This window comes from Shewanella sp. HL-SH4 (assembly GCF_051164845.1).
GTDB classification, from domain to species: Bacteria; Pseudomonadota; Gammaproteobacteria; order Enterobacterales; family Shewanellaceae; genus Shewanella; species Shewanella glacialimarina.
Window position 1 is genome coordinate 202125 of the sequence record NZ_CP195037.1, and the last position, 17057, is coordinate 219181.

The 17057-nt window shown below is 38.8% G+C and carries 17 protein-coding genes and 3 tRNA genes; 11 read left to right on the plus strand and 9 right to left on the minus strand.

Going from position 1 to position 17057, the window contains the following annotated elements:
- Positions 1-214: 214 nt before the first annotated feature.
- From ACRWQL_RS01855 to ACRWQL_RS01865, 3 genes are all read right to left on the minus strand, one after another.
- A complete protein-coding gene (locus ACRWQL_RS01855) occupies positions 215-2491 on the minus strand; it encodes an acyl-CoA dehydrogenase (protein WP_434952004.1) in 2277 nt (758 codons plus the stop codon).
- Positions 2492-2514: 23 nt separating this feature from the next.
- Entirely contained in the window at positions 2515-3156 is a 642-nt protein-coding gene (locus ACRWQL_RS01860) for a TetR/AcrR family transcriptional regulator (protein ID WP_226409998.1), read from the minus strand.
- Between the two features lie 419 nt (positions 3157-3575).
- Positions 3576-4175, minus strand: a complete 600-nt coding sequence (locus ACRWQL_RS01865) for a Smr/MutS family protein (protein ID WP_434952007.1) — start codon at positions 4173-4175, stop codon at positions 3576-3578.
- 261 nt (positions 4176-4436) lie between these two features.
- On the opposite strand from ACRWQL_RS01865, the gene ACRWQL_RS01870 reads away from it, so the two are divergent.
- Both ACRWQL_RS01870 and ACRWQL_RS01875 read left to right on the plus strand, forming a co-directional pair.
- Entirely contained in the window at positions 4437-4865 is a 429-nt protein-coding gene (locus tag ACRWQL_RS01870) for a YybH family protein (RefSeq protein ID WP_434929808.1), read from the plus strand.
- Complete coding sequence (locus tag ACRWQL_RS01875) at positions 4865-5380, plus strand: YchJ family protein (protein ID WP_434952009.1); 516 nt, start codon at positions 4865-4867, stop codon at positions 5378-5380. Before ACRWQL_RS01870 ends, ACRWQL_RS01875 begins: the two co-directional genes overlap by 1 nt.
- Positions 5381-5423: 43 nt before the next feature.
- Here ACRWQL_RS01875 and ACRWQL_RS01880 read toward each other — a convergent pair whose 3' ends face one another.
- The 3 genes from ACRWQL_RS01880 to ACRWQL_RS01890 all read right to left on the minus strand — a co-directional run bounded on the left by ACRWQL_RS01880 (position 5424) and on the right by ACRWQL_RS01890 (position 8765).
- Positions 5424-7640: a sensor domain-containing phosphodiesterase gene (locus ACRWQL_RS01880; protein WP_434952012.1), complete on the minus strand. Its 2217-nt coding sequence runs from the start codon at positions 7638-7640 to the stop codon at positions 5424-5426.
- A 195-nt stretch (positions 7641-7835) separates the two neighbouring features.
- Complete coding sequence (locus ACRWQL_RS01885) at positions 7836-8123, minus strand: DUF406 family protein (protein ID WP_434952015.1); 288 nt, start codon at positions 8121-8123, stop codon at positions 7836-7838.
- Positions 8124-8267: 144 nt separating this feature from the next.
- Positions 8268-8765 (minus strand): VC2046/SO_2500 family protein, encoded by a 498-nt coding sequence (locus ACRWQL_RS01890; protein WP_434952018.1) that lies wholly within the window; start codon positions 8763-8765, stop codon positions 8268-8270.
- Between the two features lie 125 nt (positions 8766-8890).
- Between ACRWQL_RS01890 and ACRWQL_RS01895 the strand changes: the two genes are divergently transcribed.
- The 4 genes from ACRWQL_RS01895 (at position 8891) to ACRWQL_RS01910 (ending at position 10457) form a co-directional block, all read left to right on the plus strand.
- Positions 8891-8975, plus strand: a tRNA-Tyr gene (locus ACRWQL_RS01895).
- Positions 8976-9013: 38 nt separating this feature from the next.
- Positions 9014-9098 (plus strand) — tRNA-Tyr (locus ACRWQL_RS01900).
- 29 nt (positions 9099-9127) lie between these two features.
- Positions 9128-9212, plus strand: a tRNA-Tyr gene (locus tag ACRWQL_RS01905).
- A gap of 171 nt (positions 9213-9383) precedes the next feature.
- Positions 9384-10457 carry a PLP-dependent cysteine synthase family protein gene (locus ACRWQL_RS01910; protein WP_434952021.1) on the plus strand — a complete coding sequence of 358 codons (1074 nt, stop codon included), beginning with the start codon at positions 9384-9386 and terminating at the stop codon, positions 10455-10457.
- Positions 10458-10499: 42 nt separating this feature from the next.
- Here the strand turns inward: ACRWQL_RS01910 and queE are convergent, their stop codons facing one another.
- A complete protein-coding gene (gene queE / locus ACRWQL_RS01915) occupies positions 10500-11168 on the minus strand; it encodes a 7-carboxy-7-deazaguanine synthase QueE (protein ID WP_434952024.1) in 669 nt (222 codons plus the stop codon).
- Between the two features lie 185 nt (positions 11169-11353).
- On the opposite strand from queE, the gene queC reads away from it, so the two are divergent.
- A complete protein-coding gene (gene queC, locus ACRWQL_RS01920; protein WP_434926026.1) occupies positions 11354-12067 on the plus strand; it encodes a 7-cyano-7-deazaguanine synthase QueC in 714 nt (237 codons plus the stop codon).
- 8 nt (positions 12068-12075) lie between these two features.
- Positions 12076-12699, plus strand: coding sequence for a rhombosortase (rrtA, locus tag ACRWQL_RS01925; RefSeq protein WP_434952026.1), 624 nt, complete (start codon positions 12076-12078; stop codon positions 12697-12699).
- A 52-nt stretch (positions 12700-12751) separates the two neighbouring features.
- Here the strand turns inward: rrtA and ACRWQL_RS01930 are convergent, their stop codons facing one another.
- Positions 12752-13747, minus strand: a complete 996-nt coding sequence (locus ACRWQL_RS01930) for a hypothetical protein (protein ID WP_434952029.1) — start codon at positions 13745-13747, stop codon at positions 12752-12754.
- Between the two features lie 201 nt (positions 13748-13948).
- Between ACRWQL_RS01930 and trhA the strand changes: the two genes are divergently transcribed.
- The 3 genes from trhA (at position 13949) to ACRWQL_RS01945 (ending at position 16164) form a co-directional block, all read left to right on the plus strand.
- On the plus strand, positions 13949-14629 hold the full coding sequence (trhA, locus tag ACRWQL_RS01935) for a PAQR family membrane homeostasis protein TrhA (RefSeq protein WP_434952031.1): 681 nt from the start codon (positions 13949-13951) through the stop codon (positions 14627-14629).
- Between the two features lie 123 nt (positions 14630-14752).
- The gene (locus tag ACRWQL_RS01940) at positions 14753-15115 is read left to right on the plus strand and encodes an MGMT family protein (protein ID WP_434952033.1); all 363 of its coding nucleotides are present in this window, start codon (positions 14753-14755) and stop codon (positions 15113-15115) included.
- Between the two features lie 92 nt (positions 15116-15207).
- The gene (locus ACRWQL_RS01945; protein WP_434952036.1) at positions 15208-16164 is read left to right on the plus strand and encodes a DUF3108 domain-containing protein; all 957 of its coding nucleotides are present in this window, start codon (positions 15208-15210) and stop codon (positions 16162-16164) included.
- Positions 16165-16247: 83 nt separating this feature from the next.
- Here the strand turns inward: ACRWQL_RS01945 and ACRWQL_RS01950 are convergent, their stop codons facing one another.
- Positions 16248-17036: a class II glutamine amidotransferase gene (locus tag ACRWQL_RS01950; protein ID WP_434952039.1), complete on the minus strand. Its 789-nt coding sequence runs from the start codon at positions 17034-17036 to the stop codon at positions 16248-16250.
- Positions 17037-17057 lie beyond the last annotated feature (21 nt).

The window sequence follows — 17057 nt, forward strand, 5'->3', positions numbered from 1 at the left end:
CTGTGGTTTATTGAACAGCATTTGCACCCTCAAAACGCGTTTAATCAATATAATGAACCTGGTCATTGCTAGACTCTATACAGTTTTAGTCATATCTTATTTTGAGCCTTCTTGGCTACAGTCACACTTATAGCCGCCCTCATCTACCATTAAAAGATACCAAAAAAAACGCTGAACAATGTCAGCGTTTTTCATTTTAAGCTAGGTTAAGTCATTATAACTTTTCAAAGTCATTTACATTAATGGCAGCTAGACGTTTTTTATCCGCTTCACGTAACTGCTCGAACTCAGCTTCAGTAATAATATCTTTCTCTAACGCTACATCGAATAACTCAAGCATAGGTAGCTTAGATTTAATATGACCACTACGTTGGGCTTTTTTAAGTTTCTTATAAAGATCTCTTGCTGCATATTTGGCAAGAAACGCATCTTCAACTTCAGCCACTCCGCTGGTATCACCGTCAAACTCGCCACATAGGAATGTAATGCGGTCACGCGCAGGACTAGGTTTAAGCATAGCTTTTACCAGTTCAACAGCAGCTTTATCACTTGGTGCATTGAAGTGGTTGCCTAATGGGAAGATAAGTACCCGTAATAGCACGCCAGCAATTTTGCTAGGGAAGTTACGGATAGCATCTTCTAATGCTTTTGCTGCTAGTTGTAAACGCTCGGTCATTACATAATGAACACTTGGTAAATCGTCTTGTTGACGGCCATTGTCCTCATAGAACTTTAATGTTGCAGAAGCTAAATAAAGCTGACTTAACACATCCCCCATACGGGCGGAAATCATTTCCTTACGCTTAAGATCACCGCCCATTATTAACATAGATAAATCAGTCATAATTGCTAAAGAAGACGATATACGATTCATATCACGATAATACTTCTGGGTTGGTCCACTCACAGGTGAAGATGAGAATCTGCTGCCCGTGAGTGCATTAGCAAATGAACTCAGTGCATTACGAGTGGCATAACCAATGTGGCCTAAAAGTAGTTGATCGAAACGATCAACTGCTGCGGTTTCATCTTCCATTCCTGCCGCTTCCATTTCTGCAAGCACATAAGGATGACATCGGGTCGCACCTTGTCCAAAAATCATCAATGAGCGAGTTAAAATATTAGCGCCCTCAACGGTAATTGAAATAGGATTTGCCATAAACGCATGACCTAAATAGTTTTTAGGCCCTAGCTGGATACCTTTACCTGACTGAATATCCATTGCATCTTCTAATACATCACGGCCAAGCTCTGTCATGTGATATTTTGCAATAGCGGTGACAACTGACGGCTTAACATTAGCATCAATACCCGTAGTGGTTAATTGACGCGCGGCTTCTAGTTGGTATGTATTAGCAATAATTCGGGCTAAAGCTTCTTGAACACCTTCAAAGTTACCAATTGGCATACCAAATTGCTGACGAACATAACTATAAGCAGTGGTAGTTTTTGTGGCGATGTGACCAGAGGCTGTTGCCAGTGCAGGTAAGGAAATGCCACGACCAGCAGACAGGCATTCAACTAACATTCTCCAACCTTTACCCGCATATTGTGGACCACCAATAATCCAATCTAATGGGATAAATACATCTTTACCACTTGTGGTACCGTTCATAAAGGCCATCATTAATGGATTATGACGACGTCCAATTTCAACACCTGGATGGTTAGTTGGAATAAGAGCACAGGTAATACCAAGGTTTTTCTTGTCGCCCAATAATTTATCAGGATCGTGCATTTGGAATGCTAGACCTAATACTGTAGCAACAGGCGCTAGGGTAATATAACGCTTGTTCCAGGTTAAACTAAGACCTAAAGTTTCTTCGCCTTCAAACTCTTGACGACACACCACACCGATATCGGGAATAGCACCTGCATCACTGCCTGCCTCTGGACCCGTTAAAGCAAAACACGGAATATCTTTACCTACAGCTAAAGACGGTAACCAACGGTCTTTCTGTTCTTGAGTACCATAATGGGTTAATAGCTCACCAGGACCTAATGAGTTAGGCACCATCACAGTCACCGCGGCGCTAACACTGCGTGTGGCAATTTTCGCTACTATGGTGGAGTTAGCAAAAGCAGAAAATTCACGACCGCCATATTTTTTAGGAATAATTAGCGCGAAAAAGCCTTCTTCTTTAAAGTACTGCCATAATTCAGGAGGCAAATCTTTACGATTATGAACAATGTCATAGTCGTCAATCATAGTTAGTGCTGTTTGAACTTGGTTATCTAAAAAGCTCTGTTCATCAGCAGTTAAGGTCGGTTTAGCGTACCCATGTAATTTATTCCAATCAGGTTTACCGCGAAATAGCTCACCTTCCCACCATACATCACCCGCTTCCATAGCTTCTTTCTCAGTGCTAGATAACGGAGGAAGTACTTTTTTGAAAAACGCAAATGCTGGACGCGTAATAAATTGCATCCTGATATTTCGTACTCCGAAGAGCACTATGATTGCGATAACAAGCAATATGATGATACTCATTTTTTAACCTTCTTAAGTTTTAACTAGTTGGACATTACTGGTACGGCAACACCCGCAGCCATGTAGGGAATAACTTTTCTAATAATTGCTTCAATATTGTTATGTTCGCCGTAATCTGAGGCGGCAATTTCATTTAGTGCATCGGCAGATGCCATAGTGAATACCATAGTGCCAAGCGTAAAGTGCAAACGCCAAAACATTTCAACCGGAGGAATGTGCGGTACGCTTGCTGTGACAGCTTGTACAAAAGTAGTCAAATATTGGCCATAATGCGTAGTGATAAACCAGCGTAAATGTCCTTGGCTTTCAATATACCCCCGACCGAGTAATTGCAGGAATATTATTGTGCCACCATTTCTAACCTTGTTAAGTTCTAATAATGGTTTGATCAAACATGAAAAAATGTCATTAAGTGGCGCATGTTCCGGAGCTAAATGTAAACGCTTTATTTCATTTGCCGCTGCAGGCATAAACACATCAAGGTAACGCGCCAATACCGCTCTAATTAACTCTTTTTTTGAACCAAAATGATAATTAACTGAGGCTAAGTTAACCTCAGCTTTGCTGGTGATTAAACGCAATGACGTTTCTGAAAATCCTCTCTCAGCAAACAGTTTTTCTGCTGAATCTAGAATTCTTGTTTTCGTATCAGTACGACTTGCCATCCTCTAACCCACTCTCAATTTAAACACCCGTTTAAATTAATCATTGAGCGCACAGATGTCAATTTAAATTTGGCTTATTTTCGCAGCAAAATAGCTCACACTTAGCATAAACAGTCACAAAGGTAACAAGCACAAATTTTTTTAAAATAGTCTAGGTTCTCTACAGATAAACTTTTGTATAAAAATAGTTGATGAGCATGATTTTTAAACGAGTGTATATTTATGTGAAAGTAATCGCGATTATTTTTAAACAACTTCATGTTAAGTGGGTAAACTCAGCGCTTAAACTGCAGGTAACAAAGGATGCATACGGCTGAAATGGGTCTTTGTTAATCTTAGCAAAAAGCACTCATTGATATGCTCGCCTACCACAATGAACGATTCGCCATGGCAATCTGGGCATATTTTTTAGTCCTACTTTATCTAAAACCACTGCCTTTGCGATTTAATTCACTGTTTTCAATCTTTTTTTGTTGCGACTTTTTAAGCATCACAAACATGGCACCGGTACTACCTTGGTCTCGGGTTGCACTATGAAACGCTGCAACATGGTCAATTCTGAAAAGCCAATCACATATAGCACTTTTCATTAAACCTGGGTAAGGCTTACTGTTATAGCCTTTACCATGAATAACCAGAATATTGCGTTCTCCGCGTTCAAACGCACCAAAAATACAATTTATTAAACTTAGTCTAGCTTGGACCAAGCTATATTCGTGCACATCTAAAATCGTTTTAATATCATATTTACCCAAACGTAATTGTTTGAAGACAGCATCCTGCATACCATCATGCTGATGACTGACTATTTCGTCTGGGCTGATCCTCGAAAATTGATACGGCATGAGCGGTAAAACAGTAAGTAGATCATGCTCATTTAAGGCGCTTTGTTTAGCTAATTGCCCCGCAGTAGGTGAAGACGAGCTAGCCAAGTTTACAGATTGTGTTTTATTAATATCCTTGAGCGGTATGACATCAGCCATCTCTTCAAAAAACAGCACTTTATCATCTTTAAGCACATTACCTCCCTACACACTTTGTAATGATTATGTTCTATGGCGACGGTAAAGAATAATTTATAGTACCTACCATATTGTAAAATAGATCAATTTGATGAGAAACTCGGTTTAATGAAGCTTTTGAAACCCGTAATAATAATGATGCTAGTCAGTCTGCTTGCCACTATGGCTTCAATGCCTTGTTACAGTAATACAAAATCAGATAATGACATGCTAAATGAAAATTATAGTCATCTAACAAAGGGATTTTATAACCTTAACATGGAGGTTATAAATGATATATACATTGACGATGCTGTGTATATTTCTGAAACACAAGATAAAGATATTGTTTACGGCAAAAACAATATCATTGATTTATATCATAAGTTTTTTGCTAAAATTAAACGAAAAAACGCTAAAATTGAAATTGATTTTCGCGTAGCAATTCGTCAGTCATCAGCTGACCAATCGACCGACATTGGTTATTACCTGGTAAGGTTTCACCCTGGTAAAGAATCAGGCGAACCTGTAAGTGAATTTGCCGGAAAATTTGTTACTGTCTCCAGACGTACAGCGGAAGGTAAATGGAAAATAAGTGTCGATTCTAATACTCGCTCAAAACCTGAGTTTTATTACCGCGCCAAACCTATGCCAAATTGGTATTACGGTAAGCAATTTATTCAACAATCTACAGAACAACCTAAATAATGCAATTTGCTACCTTTGACCAAAATCAACCTTGCCCATGTCATAGCGGTATAGCCTACCAAGCCTGTTGCTCTGTTTATCACACACATAAAATAGTTGCTGACAGTGCCGACATATTAATGCGCTCTCGTTATTGTGCATTTGTCGTTGGTGAGTTTAATTATTTAATCGATACCCATCACCAGCAATATTTGGATGGCTTAACAGCTGAACAATTATCTCAAGGTAATACACAATGGTTAGGCTTGCAGGTATTAGCACATCAATTGATAGATAAAAGTCATCCGGCTTTCGAACTGACATTTATCGATACAGAACAAGCGATTGTGACATTTAAAGCTTGGTATAAGCTTGATAAAGGCGTTGATGCTATTTTTGAAGAATCACATTTTGTTCGACTGGATGGTCAATGGTTTTATACCCAAGGTGTGCAAATGGAAGCAGATTTACCGCGCAGGAATGATCAGTGCGTATGCCAAAGTGGTAAGAAGTTCAAACAATGCTGTATCAGCTAAACAAATTATTATGACACAATATTAATAAAAGCGTTCATACGGGCTAATATAGTGAGTTTAGGACTAAATCATTAAAATCATTCACTCGAATAGCTGGGCTATATAAGTAACCTTGCGCTTGATCACACAGCATTTTTTCTAAAAAAGCAGCTTGCTCAATGGTCTCAACTCCTTCAGCGGTAATTGACATATTCAGCGCTTTAGCCATCGCAATTATCGCACTCACAATTTCACGGCTCTGCTTACTGGATGATATATCCATAATAAATGAACGATCTATTTTCAACTTGGTGATAGGAAACTGTTTAAGGTACTTCATTGAACTGTAACCTGTGCCAAAGTCATCAATAGCAATTCCCACACCTAGATCGGCAAGTTCATGGCAAAGGTTAATGGCATAGCGAATATCGCCCATTAGTTCGGTTTCAGTGATTTCAAGAATAAGGCTTCTTGGTTTAATGCGATAACGCGTTAACAGATCCCACACCTGTTCAAATAAATCACCACTAAAAAACTGTCTAGCAGCGACATTGACATGCATGGTAATGTCCACATTTTTATGCTGCCACAAATTTAATTGTTTACATGCTGTTTCTAATACCCAAGATCCAACGGCATTAATCATGCCCGACTGTTCAGCTATTTCAATAAATGCACCGGGATATAGCACCCCTTTTCTAGGGTGATTCCATCTAATTAACGCTTCAGCTCCGACGTACTGGTGATTCTGATAATCCATTAACGGTTGATAGTACAACTCAAATTGACGACCTTTAATAGCAGACTGTAAGTCTTTTTCGATTTCGGCATTATTTTTAAATTGTTGAAGTAATTCTTCATTAAAGAATTGGTAATAACCGTTTGACTGTTTTTTTGCGTATTGCAACGCAATATCTGCACAGGATAAAGGTGCAAATAAATCAATTACTGAACCAATGTCAACGATAGCAATAGCCGGTTTAGGTACAACTTTCTCTCTATTAATAATCATAGAAGCGGATAAATTGGTGATGAGTTTACTGACCAACTCGTCTAAGTCTTGTGCTGACATCATGTGGGGCAACAAAATACAAAACTCATCACTGCCAATTCGAGCCACATCTATTGCTTTGTAGTTCGCGGCAAAGTGCTTTAAACGTCTCGCAACCTCAATTAATAACGAGTCACCCTGTTCATGGCCGTGGGTATCGTTAAATCGCTTAAAGCCCAATAGGTCAACCAATAATAATATGCCATCTTGGGATTTATCCAGCAGTGGAGTAAAGAAAGATCGATTATGTAGGCCAGTTAAACTACAGTGCCATGCTAAATATTCCAAATCTGCTTGGTGTTCAAATTCAGATGAGATGTCATAACTTGAAACCAAGGCATAGTGATGACCTTGCTCTGTCATAAAACCGGTAATGTGATAGTGTAGCCAATATTGTTTACCATCGACTCGTTTAAGTTTAATGTCTCCTATTACACTTTCATTATTCGCAAGCTTTGCCAATATATGTTGAAGTACATCGGGTTTATTTCGAAAAATATCTAAATTCATCACACTTTGATGTTCAATATCACTGCGTAATAAGCCTGTCATTCTTTGATGGGCATAATTGACATAATCGACAACTAAAGTATCTGTATTGACAATCATAACCACATGTTCTGAATGTTCTGCAGCATTGCGCAACAAATGGATTTGTTCTGATTTATCGTAGGAGTATCGAGTTGCCAAAGTTAACGCAAGCTGATCCGCACACTGAATCACAATTTGAATTTGTTCAAGTTGCCATTCAAATGATGATTTAAAATCAATCGCTAACACCCCCTCAATATGGCCATTAATCCGTATAGCAACATTAAGTGTGCTGACAATATGGTTAATACCATAATAATCAAAAGAATGAATTAAGTGGTTATCATGGGAGATGTTATTAGTGGCTATATAACGGTGGTTTTTTAATTCATCAAAATAACAAATGTTTATGCCCGACTGCACAGCGGCTAGGGTGGGTATCGGCCTATTGTTATCGCAGCCTGAATAATGAGAAATCAGTCTTTTTGAGCAGGATAAAGAAGGATTTTGTTGTGCATCATATGATGGCTCTGCACTGTCCAACTTTTCGTCAAATAGCCAAACAGATACCGAAGAATCAACAAAATGTTGCTGCAACAGCCGACTAACTAACTCAGAGGTTTTTGTAAAGTTCCCCTGCTGTTTCGCACTAGAGTTTACAATTAACTCTAAAAGGTGCTGATTTTGTTCTTGTGTCATTAGTTTCCCGAAAAGACATCATGTATTCTCATTCTGCTGAATTATAATTAGTTCGCTCTGTGAGCAATGTGCAGAAACTCAATACATACCATTGGGAGCTTAATAATAAGCTGTTTGTTAACTCTTGATAATCAAAGGCTGTTATAAAATTTAATCGCTGACGATACACCCGCAATTAACAAACAGCAACCCTATTTATACGCCATTTTCTAATTGAAATAGCATTTTCTCCACCGTCACTGAAAAATACAATATAAGCTTAACATCATCGCCTACATGAACAATTTTAACATCGACCTTGTCGAAACGATTCTGCGCGGTATTGGCAAGCTTATGTGCGTCGATTTCAGCAGCCTCCCCCTTAAAAACTAATATTAACTCGGTATCGTGCTCATCAATTACGGCGCCGATATCAACAAAACTACCGCAATCACTGCATGAGTCGTTTACGTTCTGCTGTTGTTGTTTAATTGTGTTAACCATAGTGAACCACCCAAAGCTGAAGAATGAAGATCGGTTTATATGTGATTATCATAAAATAACTGAATAACAATTTCCCTTACTTGGCTCACATATCGAGTTGGCACCATGTTTTTCTGCAAATGATATAGCCTCAAGCGGAGGACTTTATGCGGTGAGTTGGATCATCGTTTGACTAATCTGTCGTTGACGCTCTAACTGCTCAACAAAATGCATGTCTTCAGTAGGCTCATAATGGGTTTCTAACCCTTCATATTTTGATCGCACTAAATGGCTGCTATTACTTAATGCTTGGGTCATTGCATCATCATGTTTACCTCGTATTACAATGGCTTCAGGACATAAGCTTTGTTGTAAATGAAATTGACATAACCCTTGGGAGTGAAAAACAGCACCATTATTTGTATGCTCAGCAGTAGCAGATAAATCATCAACTAATTTTTGTGGTTGTTGCAGTTGAAACTGTTTATACAGTTTCTGGTCAATCGTTAGGTGTTTATCAAATTGAAATTGAGCCATATAATTACTGTCTGCTGACAACATGGCTAACAGTAAACCAAATTCACCACGACGCTGGTTTTCGACAGCCGCATTTAAACGACTGCCTAATTGTAATTCATTGACCAGTAGTGATTCAATTTGCATATAAAAACAACACTATTATGACTCGATGCTATTTTATCGACCAAACACACCTAAACTTTAGAAAAATATTCATTTTTAGCCTTTACATATTTTGGGTTTATGACTACTATGGCGGCCGCAATTGAGGAGGGGTTCCCGAGTGGCCAAAGGGATCAGACTGTAAATCTGACGGCTCAGCCTTCGAAGGTTCGAATCCTTCTCCCTCCACCATTTGCGATGTAATTTAGATAGACGAAAAAGAAATATGTGGAGGGGTTCCCGAGTGGCCAAAGGGATCAGACTGTAAATCTGACGGCTCAGCCTTCGAAGGTTCGAATCCTTCTCCCTCCACCATCTTTCTTGCTCATTTATCTCTATTCAGTGGAGGGGTTCCCGAGTGGCCAAAGGGATCAGACTGTAAATCTGACGGCTCAGCCTTCGAAGGTTCGAATCCTTCTCCCTCCACCATTTTACATCTTAATCTTCATACTATATCACTCAAAATCTGTAATATATCCTTCATTAGTTAATCACATTCGTATTAATTCTCTCTATTATCTCAACCAGTTTATTTTTGCTAGGTTTAACACCTTTTTTTCTTTAAGATTAAGTCATTAATAATCACGATGAGAAAATACTATGCCATCGAATTGGGTAAACCAGGCCATTGCTAAGATTGATGCAGACTATCAACGTTCTGCTGATACTCACCTTATAAAACTCGATTTACCACAACTTAACGGTGTTGATATTTATCTTAAAGATGAAAGTACTCATCCTACGGGCAGCCTAAAGCATCGTTTAGCCCGTTCGTTATTTTTATATTCTTTATGTAATGGTTGGATTACACAAACTACCACCATTATTGAATCATCGTCTGGTAGCACTGCGGTGTCTGAAGCGTATTTTGCCCGTTTAATTGGTTTGCCTTTTATCGCGGTAATGCCTTCGACTACGGCTAAAATGAAAATTCAACAAATCGAGTTCTACGGCGGGCAATGTCACTTCGTTGATAATAGTAATCAGATGTATGCTGAGTCTGAACGCCTTGCTAAAGAGTTAAATGGCCATTACATGGATCAGTTCACTTTTGCAGAGCGCGCCACAGATTGGCGGGGAAATAACAATATTGCTGACTCAATATTCATTCAAATGCAACGTGAGCCACACCCTATTCCCCACTGGATCGTAATGAGCCCCGGCACAGGTGGCACCTCTGCTACCATTGGGCGTTATATTCGCTATCAGCAGTTATCTACCCAACTGTGTGTGGTAGACCCTGAGAACTCAGTTTTTTATGATTATTTCCACAGTGGTGATAAAACATTAACAGGTCAAAAAGGCAGTAAAATTGAGGGCATTGGACGGCCTAGAGTCGAACCCTCCTTTATTGCTGGTGTTGTTGATGAAATGCATAAAATTCCTGATGGAGCATCAATTGCTACCATGCAATGGTTAGAAACCTTGATAGGCCGAAAAACGGGCGCATCGACAGGAACCAACTTGTATGGTGCATTACTGTTAGCCACGCGAATGCAACAACAAGGACAAGCAGGTTCGATTGTGACATTGATTTGTGATGCGGGGGAAAGATACTTAGATACTTATTATAATCCCCAATGGATTGAGGACAATATTGGTTGCTTTAAACAATTTGAACAGCAACTAAGTGATTTTAACCAAAGTGGATTACTCAGTCCATTGGACTGCTAAATCGAGTTGCCCCAACACACATTTTGGGGCAACCTTTATCGCTTAATCAATATTCAAATACTTATGCATTTGAATCGAGAGACGCCAGTTACGCTCAATACAGACTTTCATCGCCAATGCTGTAGCGCGAGGCTTCTGGCTAATAGGTTGTAAGCAGATAGTTTTACCTTCAATATCAATATCCTTGAGTAAATCATCCAGCTCTTCAATATGTTTATCTGTGGCTATTGGGTGTTTAATTTCATTGGCACGCGTTAAAGCTTGGCTTAATACCTTATATCCACCCTTCATATTGATTTTAGGTGATACTGTTACCCAGGCATCTTGATGACATAGCACCTCAAAAGTGCCCGAAGTCTCAATTTGGACACTGTAGCCAGAGTCGATTAATTGGTTGGTCAACTCAGTTAAATCATACAAGCAAGGTTCACCGCCTGTAATCACTACGTGTTTTGCACTAAAGCCTTCACGATTAAATGCGGCGATAAGACTGGTACCATCATGGTTAGCCCAGCGACCAATGGTGCCATCAACCGCAATCACTTGTTCAGGCGACACTTTGTTTTCAACCAGTACATCCCAAGTTTGTTTGGTGTCACACCAAGAGCAGCCCACAGGGCAACCTTGTAAACGGACAAAGAGTGCTGGCACACCGGTAAAAGTCCCTTCACCTTGGATAGTTTCAAACACTTCGTTAACTGGATAGCTCATTTGTCACCTGCTTTATTCGTTTGGGCGGCATTTATAGTTTATTTCTACCTCAGTATCAAGGTTAGCAGCATGACAATTGGCATAAATGAGCCATTAACTTTGCTATTGCAGGAAACTGTAAGATAAAATGCTATCAATTAACATATTATCACCCTCTTATACTATTTAGCATTAGGTCATTATTCATGTCTCAAACTTCATTGCCAAGCAAAGCATTAGTCGTATTCAGTGGTGGTCAAGACTCAACCACCTGTCTTATTCAAGCGTTAACTGAATATGATGAAGTACACGGTATTACTTTCGATTATGGCCAGCGCCACAGACAGGAAATTGATGTTGCAAAAGCTCTGGCTAAGCAACTGAATTTAATCAGTCATAAAGTATTAGACACTACACTGCTAAACGAATTGGCCATTTCAGCATTGACCCGTGATTCTATTCCTGTTTCCCACGAATTAATGAATAATGGTTTACCCAATACTTTTGTCCCTGGACGAAATATCTTATTTCTGACTCTTGCGGGCGTATACGCTTACCAACTCGGTTGTGATGCCATTATCACCGGTGTGTGTGAAACTGACTTTTCAGGCTATCCAGATTGTAGAAATGAGTTTGTTAAATCAATGGAGCACACTTTAGCCCTCGGCATGGATAAGCCATTAAAAATCATTACTCCTCTGATGTGGCTTAACAAAGCAGAAACATGGGCTTTAGCAGACAAATATCAGCAATTAGAACTGGTTAAACAACAAACGCTGACCTGCTATAACGGTATCATTGGCGACGGTTGTGGTGATTGCCCGTCGTGTTTATTACGTCAACGCGGCTTAGATGATTATCTGCAAAATCAACAACAAGTCATGTCGTCATTGCACGCTAAAATACAGCCATCGACATAGAGGTGAATATGGGTAAAACAACTTCATCATTAATCAAGCCATATCAATTTACCTTGGTTATCAGTGTCATTTGTATTGTTTTATTTGCCCTAAGTATCACTAACCCCATCATTGTCGATACCAACAGCTTATTCAAATTTCAACATGATGCTATTGCTAATGGACAAATTTGGCGCCTACTTACCGGTAATTTGTTACACACCAACATCTGGCATTTAGTGATGAATTTGGCTGGATTTTGGGTCATTGTTTTTTTACATGAATTACATTACCAAAGACATACAGGTAAATTGACGCTGCTTTTTTTGTGCCTTTGTGTCTTGGAAGGTGTGGGTTTATATATTTTCTATCCTGAACTCAGAGCCTATGTAGGATTAAGTGGGTTGCTACATGGTTTATTTACTTTTGGCGCGGTAATGGATATTCGCAAAGGTTTACGGTCGGGGTATTTACTCCTAATAGGCGTAATAGCAAAGGTCAGTTATGAGCAATATTTTGGTGCAAGTGCGGATATATCTGCATTAATTAATGCTAGGGTGGCAACTGAGTCTCATTTAGTTGGGTTAGTGGCTGGGTTAATATGCGCCATAGTTTGGCTGGCTGTCGCTAACAAATTCCGATACAAAAAGTAGTGATAAAAAGTAGCGATTAAAAGTCGTTATTAAAAACAGTGACTAAAAAAGGTTATTTAATTTTGCTCAGTCGATTACTAATAGCGTTTGTTAAAGCGGTCTTTTGATCATCAACACCACAAAACTCTGCATACCCTAACCCTTCACCATAGGGGTTAACCTGAGTGGCTAGATTGACCACACGATAACAATAGTCACCTTGCTTCACAATTCTATTAGGGTCAAGGCGATGATTGTATGTATGGGGTTGACTGGTATCAATTTGGGGGATTAATTCAATAAAGACTAAGTCAGGGTCCATTTCACTCATCGTCCCAGCAGGCTTGCTTGTTAATGCAGATTGCGTCCCTACTAAGGTGTCGAGCTCATTTATATTCATCTGCTGTAAATACTGGGTTGATGCTTGGGTAATAGCATGGGTTGAAAGTACTGCCACGCTATCACTAACAGCTTCATTTACAGTTTCATCGTTAATCGCTGAGGTCCTACTATTACTACTGCTATCTGGTTGCCTTGGTATGATTATATCTGGAGGAACTGACGGAACCTGTGGTTGAATATGAGAAACTGACTGATGTTCTACACTGGGTGTAATTGGCTGTATCGATTCTTCAACCTCAGTATTTGTATCCTGCTTATCAACCTCTTGTTCATTAATTTCTTCTTTATTAATTTCTTGCTTATCTGCATCTATCTTCATTTCACCTTCAAGTGGCTTAACTAATTCACTCGCTTTAACCATAGCTTCATATTGCTCGGTGGTAATAATGTAGCTATTAATTTTTATCGGTTCAGGGCTCACGATTAAGCTTTGCTGTTTCTGCTCGCTTGCTTGCTGCCAAAACCAAGCTATGATGCCAAAAAAGACAAAATGTATAATAAGTGCAATAGCAATAGACTTAACCAATCCACTACGATTTTGGATGGCGATGGGTGAACTGGCAAGCTCATTGTCAGGACCAATATCAGCGTCAATATGAGTATCAATGCCATCACCATTTAATGATTTATTTTTTCTATCCATCTTAGTTGCTGTCTTTAAAAACATATCCATATCATTAACTCTGCTGATTTGAATGTAAATCCTTGATAAAGTTCACTAGCTACCTACAAAATAGTGTCTAGTATAATGAGGAAAGCTAAGATCAAAAAAATTGGGAGTACACGTGTACGCTATTTGTGGTTTTTACTATCAAGCCCTGTTAGACTGAAACATAATTTTCGACTCTTATATTGAGTAATAAGCACCATGCCCGAAACATCAGACATTATTACTGCAGAACAAATACTTAATAGCGCTCCCGATTATAGCATTAAAGAAGAATTAGCTAATGGGTTATCTCATGGATTCGGTGTTATTGCAGGTTTAGTGGGTCTGGTGTTAATGATAACCAATGCCAGAGAGAATTTGTCTACAACTCAGCTAGCGGGTGTTATTATTTATGGTATCAGTATCATAGCATTATTTTTATCTTCTACTCTGTATCACACTAGCCGTACACCTGTATGGCGAAAACGATTTAAAATGGCAGACCACTGCACTATATATACACTCATTGCAGGTACTTACACCCCGCTAATGCTCATTGCATTACAGGATGATAGCGCATTAATCATCTTAACGATCATCTGGAGTATTGCATTCGGTGGCATTATTTTTAAAACTTTGTTTATTGGTCGTTTCAAAGCACTTAGTCTATTTTTATATTTATTAATGGGTTGGCTCTGTGTCACAGTCATGAAGGACCTTATCGCTAACATGACAGATTTAACATTTAATTTATTAATTATCGGGGGGATATTTTACAGTTTGGGAGTCATCTTCTATGCAAACAAAAAAATCCCTTATAATCACGCCATTTGGCATATGTTCGTACTTGGCGGTGCTTTTTCACATTTTTTCTGCGTTTATTTCATGGTAACCGTTTAAGGTAAGAGTGTATTTTTAATCATAATCGAATGTTCATGCTACAAGTAATGTGCTGAATACTATTATGTTGCTGTTCAATGCCACCTTTTTCATGCAGAATTGATCATAAATCAATTAATCTTTATGTGTATGTATTCTGATCATCACCAGTGGGAAGCTAAAGACAAAATTGCTTTTGTCGTTAAACTAATACCTGAAGGTAAAGTCCTTCCTTATGGCAAAGTGGCTGATCTTGCAGGCTTACCAGGGCGAGCTAGATATGTATCACGCGCACTAAAGCTTGCTCCTTCAACAGCTAACCTACCTTGGCATAGGGTAATTAACGCTGCGGGACGAATTTCGTATCCGAAAAGCACCCTTTTATTTCAACAGCAAACGGAATTATTGCGATTAGAGAATATTGAAGTGAACAATGGCAAGATTCCATTGTCCAAACATTTATGGCAACCTGATCTAGTAACATTAGTCATGACACTTCCGTTTTAGTCGGCATCTCTTTTAGGATTAAAAACTTGCAAACTACTCTTTTAAAATCACAGTCAACTCATCTACTTCTGTCACCATTAATAGCTTATTTTATGATGGTATCTTTTAGTGCGACCAGTAGCATGCTTAGCGCTGATTTAGTTTCAACGCCACACAATTCAGTACAAGATGACACTTCTGTTAAACAGGCTGTTTCAAAAAGTACCACTTTATTACCATTAACTCCTCATACAGCGCAGTACAAGGCTTATTATGGCAGTATTGAGTTAGGTGATGCTAAATATACTCTGCCAGCTACTGATAGTGGCTATTATAATTATCTATTCGAAAGTGAAGTCGGACTACTAATGTTGTCTGATGAACGTAAACTACAAAGTGATTTCACCCTTGAAAACGGTAAATTAGTGCCTTTTAGGTATGTGCATTACAGAACAGGAACAGGTAGTGATTACACCGAGCAAACCGCTTTTGCTAAATCACAAAATTTTATCCATACCATCTACAAACAAGAAGCTCTAAAATTAGATTATCAAGAGTTAATATTTGACCCACTGATGGTGCAATTACAATTTAGAATGGACGTGATAAGCAATAAAAGACCCCTTAATTATAAGATGGTCAAAGAAAAAGAGGTGGATGAGTACGACTTTAAAATCATTGGTAATGAAACCATTACAGTGGCAGGCGGTACTTTTGAAACCGTAAAATTTGAAGTTGTTCGCGAGAGCACAAAAAGGCAAACATTTTTTTGGATGGCACCTAAACTTGCTTATTTACCGATTAGGCTAAGTCATTTTTCTAAAGGCAGTAAACAACTTGATATTCAACTTGCTCAATATCATTTCGATAAGCCATTAACTGATATTCCGAGTCTTGATATCAATCATGAAAAGCGAATATTCGATGCTTACATGGCAGAAAAGTCGTTAATAAAACAAGCTGGTACAATAGAAGAAGATACATCAGACGATGAAAATTTACCTGAAGTCAGCCATGATGAAATCAGCGAAAAAGAAATGTTAGATATTAAAAAAATGGTAGTTGATTAGCACCATTGATTTTAATAATGCCAGCACTGCTGGCATTATTTTATAATCTACTAATTTAAATATAATATTTTTACGACCGTATGTTAAACAGCACTATGCTCGATCCGAATATCACCCAGTCTAAATAATCGCCAGTCACCGGCTGAAAGCACCTGCCATTGTTCATTGTTAGTTAACGGTCTAGTCGCAATAACGGTAACAACATCATTAGGGGTGGTTTCTTTTTGAAAATCAATCACCACATCGGTATCAATAAGGGTGGCTTTACCAAAGGGCGCTCGACGAGTGATGTGGCATAAATTATTGGTACAATATGCCATTAAATCAATGCCATCGCTTAAGATCATATTAAATATACCTAGAGTGCGGATCTCATCTGCAAGTTTAGCTATGTACTCAAACACCACATTCATATTTTCTGGTGCAGTGTCGCCAAACTGCTGTACCACTTGCTCAAGTATCCAACAAAATGCCATTTCACTGTCCGTATCGCCAACGGCTTGAAAACGACTTGAAATAAATTTTTTCTCATACTCACTTAGCTGACCATTATGGGCATAGGTCCAATAACGGCCCCATAATTCTCGGGTAAAAGGATGTGTGTTTTCCAGTGACACACACCCTCTATTAGCTTGTCGAATATGACTCACAACAATTTCACTTTTTATAGGATATGACTTTATTAATTGAGCGATATGCGATTGACTACTGGGACAAGCATCTTTAAATGTACGACTGCCTTTACCTTCATAAAAAGTAATTCCCCAGCCATCAACATGTGGTCCAGTAACGCCTCCACGCTCGGCAAGACCTGTAAAACTAAACACGATGTCAGTGGGAACATTGGCACTCATAGCAAGCAATTCGCACATTTATTAAGCCTTTTTTGTTAC